Consider the following 5,172-nt stretch of genomic DNA (forward strand, 5'->3'; position numbering starts at 1 on the left):
TGTTCAATCGCCATGTCGGCAAAGATTTCCAGGTGAACGACGCCGTCCTCCAGGACTTCCGCAAGTTCCTCGACGGTGAGAAGATCACCTACAACGAAGCCGATATCGTCGGCGTGCAGGATTGGATTGCCTCCCACATCAAGGCAGAACTGTTCGTCTCCGAATTTGGACAGCAGGAAGGCCTGAAGGTACAGGCCGAGAGCGATCCGCAGGTGGTGAAGGCCCTGGAGCTGTTGCCCCAAGCCAAGGAGCTGGCTGACAACGCAAAACACATCATCGCCGAACGCACCAGCGCAAGAGCGAATGCCGGAACCTCCGCAGCAGCAACCGCGCAGTAAACGGCAAAAGCAGCAATTAGCTACGGCAACAGCAGCAATTAGCGATTAGCAATAAGCGATAAGCAACACCGGCGGCGAAAAGCCGCCGGTGTTGCGTAGGAGCACCGGCCGCCCCCGGCCGGGTGTTGCCGTTGACTCAGCTAATTGCTTTATCGTTAATTGCTGATCGCCGCTTTTGCTGTTACGGTAGCTGATTGCTAATTGCTAATTGCTTATTGCTTCCTTTAGTCCTGATCCTGGCCGGGATGTGCGCGGCGCAGGAGCGCGTCAGCCTCACCACCGAAGATGGCGGCTCTATCCAGGCGCTGGTCTACGGCAAAGGCGATCGCGGCGTGGTGCTGGCGCACGGCGGACAGTTCAATAAGGAGAGCTGGGCGAAACAGGCGCAAGCCCTGGTTGATGCAGGATTTCGCGCCATCGCCATCGACTTCCGCGGCTACGGCGACTCCCGCGGACCAGGCCAGTCCGACCTGTACAGCGCACCGGTCTACTGGGACGTGCTCGCCGCCGTCCGCTACCTGGAAAAGAGCGGCGCCAAGCACGTCGCCGTAGTAGGAGCCAGCTTCGGCGGAGGCGCCGCAGCCGACGCCTCGTGCCACGCTCGTCCCGGAGAGATCGAGCGCTTAGTGATCATGGCAGCCGCCCCCAACTGTCCGCCCGAGAAGCTCCAGGGACGCAAGCTGTTCATCGTAGCCCGCGATGACGCCAACTCCGCCGGTCCCCGCCTCCCCGAAATCCGCGCCTACTACGATAAGGCGCCCGATCCCAAAAAACTCATCGTCGTCAAAGGGTCCGCCCACGCCCAGTTCCTTTTTGAAACAGGAGAAGGAAAACAAGTCCTAGAAGAAATCATCCAATTCCTCTCAGCCCCGTGATGGTCTGCCCTGCAACCTGCAATTGTCCCGTCGCTCTTGCCGTAGCTAATTGCTAATCGCTAATCGGTGCTCTTGCCCTTAACTTCACCACCGGCTACTGCCGGCGGTTCTGACTTCACCCGATCACCGGATGACCCGATCACCCGATTCTTCCTGTTCCCTGTCCCCCGTAACCTGTCCCCTCGCTGTTGCAGTAGCTAATTGCTAATCGCTAATCGCTTATTGCTTATTGCTGCCCTTTAGGTAATTGCTGCGCTCCCCTATCGCTGCTCCTCCCGCAACTCCCTCAGCAGCTCAGCGTGGATCGCAGGATGCAAGCGGAACAGACCTTTATCGCTGACCAGACGATGGTTCTCGTTGATCTGATAGGAGTCGGGAACGATTTCTCCATCGGCGACGCGAAAGGCCCCCATGATGTCCTCCGGCAGTATCTCTCCCGTAGGATCGGGCACGCGCGCGTCGATGACAAACAGGAATCCATTCTGCAGCTCCCGCGCCTGCTGTTTCGATTCGGGAAGCGTCGGCGCCACCCGCGCGATCACCTCGTGCAGAAAAGCCTTGAAGACCGAATTTCGGCGGAAATGAGCGGGAGAGACGGAAAGCGTTGCATCCACCTCTCCGATAATGGCCTCTCCAGCCAGCCCCTTGCGAAACACCTCATCCGGTTCAATGAATGACAGGTAGTGGTGTACCGCGTCAGTCACCGCGGAAAAAAGGTACACACCCTCTGGAAGCGGAGCTGCGCGCGGTCCTGCCATGGGTCCTTAGCTTATCGCGGGTTGCTTAGCTTGTTTTGCTTCGCCTTATTACCAATCGCGAATTGCTAATCGCTGATTTTGCCGTTGCCGTAGCTAATTGCTAATTGCTGCTCTCCCACCATCCTGAGCGCAGGAGGGTTCCCACGCGTCTTCTCCAGCGTGGGAAACCGGAGTCGAAGAATCTTGTGTTTTTTGAGGTTTCAAGACCAGTTCGCCCAACCCGAGATCGAGGGGTCTTCGCGATTCGCTGTTGTATCCACGTCTCTCGGTATTCCGAATGGTTGGTTAACGACAGTCTTTCAGGTTTGACGAACTTCAGGGACATAGAAGGCCTCAGCATCAATGTGGTTGGGGAACGCAATTCTACGACGATTCCACGAGACGTCAATGGGCATCTTTGTTTATCAATTTCCCAAATTGGCAATAGGTAATCCACTTATTTGCTTCTTGGCGGATTTGTGATTAACTGTGCGGTCACTCCCTCGACAGAACCCATGGCGACCACAGTTTCCGCACCTAGTAGTGTTTTCAGACCTGCCTTATCTAAACCGCTTCATTGGATGGCGAGGTTTACTTCTAGCATCGCGTACACGTCCGCAAGGCGCTCCAAATGACGATTGAAACTCACCGCCAGCTCGCCGGCTTCATTTGGGACATCTGCAATCTGCTTCGCGGTCCTTATAAGCGCAATGAATATCGCAAGGTGATTCTTCCCCTAACTGTACTTCGGCGCTTTGACTGCCTATTGGGTCCAACAAAGGAACAGGTCCTTAAAGAGCACGCACGCGTCAAGAGTAAGCCGGAAAAAGTGGTCCGTTCCCTTTTGGAAAAGATCACCGGCTACCCGTTCTACAATCTTGCCCGCTTCGATTTTGGCAAGGTGCTCGACGACTCCAAGCAGCTCGCCGAGGGGCTGAACAAGTACATCAATGGTTTTTCGCCCAATGTCCGGGAAGTCATGGAGCGCTTCGCCTTCGGAGAGCAGATCGCACGCATGGCGGAGAAAAACCTTCTTTATCAGGTGGTGAAGGCATTCGCCCGCGTCGATCTTTCCCCGGAACGCGTGGACGACATGCAGATGGGGTACGTCTTTGAAGAGCTTATCCGCATCGGGGCGGAGCAAGCGAACGAAGAAGCCGGAGAGCATTTCACGCCGCGCGAGGTCATCCGCCTGATGGTCAACCTGCTGCTCTCGCCGGAAAACGACCTGCGCCGCAGCCACGTGGTGAAGACCATCTACGACCCGGCCTGCGGCACTGGCGGCATGCTTTCTGTCGCCGACGATTACATTCGCAAGCTGAACAACAAGGCTACGCCACTTCTCTTCGGCCAAGACTGGAACGACGAAGCCTGGGCGGTCTGCAAGTCAGACATGCTCATCAAGCGCGAAGATGCCGACCAGATCCGTCTCGGCGACACCTTCTCTAAAGACGCCTTTGAGCGCGACGCCGATGGGAAGAAGCACACCTTCGATTACATGCTGGCCAATCCGCCGTTCGGCGTGGAATGGAAACAGCAGGAAAAATTCATCCGGGATGAAGCCGAGCACTACGGCTATGAAGGCCGCTTCGGCGCCGGCCTGCCGCGCATCAACGACGGCTCGCTGCTTTTTCTCCAGCACATGCTGTCGAAGATGCGCGGCGCGAAAAAAGGGGGCAGCCGCATCGGCATAGTCTTTAACGGATCGCCGCTGTTCACCGGCGATGCCGGCAGCGGGGAAAGCAATATCCGACAGTGGATCATCGAACACGACTGGCTAGAGGCGGTGGTCGCGCTGCCCGACCAGCTCTTCTACAACACCGGCATCTCCACTTACATCTGGATTCTCACCAACCGGAAGGAAGAGCCGCGCAAGGGCAAGATCCAGCTCATCGACGCACGCCAGTTCTTCGTTAAGATGAAGAAGAGCCTGGGCAACAAGCGCAACAAGGTCGGCGACCCGCACGACGACCAGCGCGAGCCAGACCAGATCGGCGAGATCACCCGCATCCACGGCGACTTTAGAGATGGCGAAACGCGCAGCTTCGCCGTCGATGGAAAACAGAAAGAACTCGTAGTCAGCAAGGTCTTCGACAATGCCGACTTCGGTTTTCACAAGATCACGGTCGAACGCCCGTTGCGGCTCAACTTTCAAGCAAGCGCGGAGCGCATCGCTCGGCTGGAACTGGAGCCGGCATTTCGCGCGCTGGCCGCGAGCCAGAAGAAGAACGAGAAGGTCCGGCTGGAAGAAATCGCGGAAGGCGAGCGCCGCCAGGAGGCTATCCGCGCTCTGCTGCGCGAGTTCGGCAAGATCACAGGAGAGCGCCTCTATAAGGATCGCGCGGTCTTCTTCAGCGAACTGAAGGCGCTCGATGTGGATGGCGATGAAGACGATCCCATCCGCCTTTCATCGTCGGAGCTCAAGGCGATTCAGAACTCTCTCGGCGAGCGCGATGAGACCGCGGAAATCTGCCGCGACAAGCATGGCAAATCAGAACCCGATCCCGACCTGCGCGACAGCGAAAGCGTGCCATTAAAGGAAAACATCGAACAGTACTTCAAGCGCGAGGTCCTGCCCCACGTCCCCGACGCCTGGATTGACCATAGCAAGACCAAAGTGGGATACGAGATCCCGCTGAATCGTCATTTTTACCGCTACGAGCCGCCCCGCCCGCTGGAAGAGATTGAAGCGGAGATCAAGACGCTGGAGGGCGAAATTGCCGGCATGTTGGGTGAGGTTACGGCGTGAAGAATCATTACGAAAAGCTGAAGTACTCGGGTGTGGAGTGGCTGGGGGATATTCCGGCACATTGGAGCGTAGGCCGCCTCAAAAACTCTGCCAGATGTTGGGTCAGCAACGTCGATAAGGTTCCTTCCGAATAAGAATTGCCAATCAGGCTCTGTAACTACACTGACGTGTATTACAACGAGAGCATTCGCCCGGATATTGAATTGATGCAAACCACCGCAACGCCTGAAGAAATCCAGCGCTTTGGTCTTAAGATCAACGACATTCTAATTACCAAGGACTCCGAAGAGTGGAACGACATCGCAGTTCCAGCTCTTGTGGTCGAAACGGCTCCTGATCTAGTGTGCGGTTACCACCTTGCAATCATCCGTCCCGAAAAAAAACAATTGCTAGCGCGTTTTCTATTACGTGCTCTCCAATCGTGCGCGGTTAACCAGCAATTTCAAATAGCAGCAACTGGTGTCACCCGTTAT

The 5,172-nt window shown here is 56.4% G+C and carries 5 protein-coding genes; 4 read left to right on the forward strand and 1 reads right to left on the reverse strand.

The features are described from left to right. Together DMG62_23550 and DMG62_23555 are read left to right on the forward strand one after the other, a co-directional pair. Window positions 1–338: S41 family peptidase (locus DMG62_23550; GenBank protein ID PYY20478.1), on the forward strand; the 338-nt coding region annotated here is incomplete at its 5' end. A 245-nt stretch (window positions 339–583) separates the two neighbouring features. Further along, window positions 584–1,213, forward strand: a complete 630-nt coding sequence (locus DMG62_23555) for a hypothetical protein (protein PYY20479.1) — start codon at window positions 584–586, stop codon at window positions 1,211–1,213. A gap of 260 nt (window positions 1,214–1,473) precedes the next feature. Here DMG62_23555 and DMG62_23560 read toward each other — a convergent pair whose 3' ends face one another. Next, on the reverse strand, window positions 1,474–1,971 hold the full coding sequence (locus tag DMG62_23560) for a hypothetical protein (GenBank protein ID PYY20480.1): 498 nt from the start codon (window positions 1,969–1,971) through the stop codon (window positions 1,474–1,476). 610 nt (window positions 1,972–2,581) lie between these two features. Between DMG62_23560 and DMG62_23565 the strand changes: the two genes are divergently transcribed. Beyond that, on the forward strand, window positions 2,582–4,699 hold the full coding sequence (locus DMG62_23565; protein PYY20481.1) for a restriction endonuclease subunit M: 2,118 nt from the start codon (window positions 2,582–2,584) through the stop codon (window positions 4,697–4,699). A 167-nt stretch (window positions 4,700–4,866) separates the two neighbouring features. Beyond that, a partial coding sequence (locus DMG62_23570) for a restriction endonuclease subunit S (GenBank protein ID PYY20482.1) occupies window positions 4,867–5,172 on the forward strand: 306 nt, incomplete at its 3' end.

The organism is Acidobacteriota bacterium, from assembly GCA_003225175.1.
Classification (GTDB): Bacteria; Acidobacteriota; Terriglobia; order Terriglobales; family Acidobacteriaceae; genus Gp1-AA112.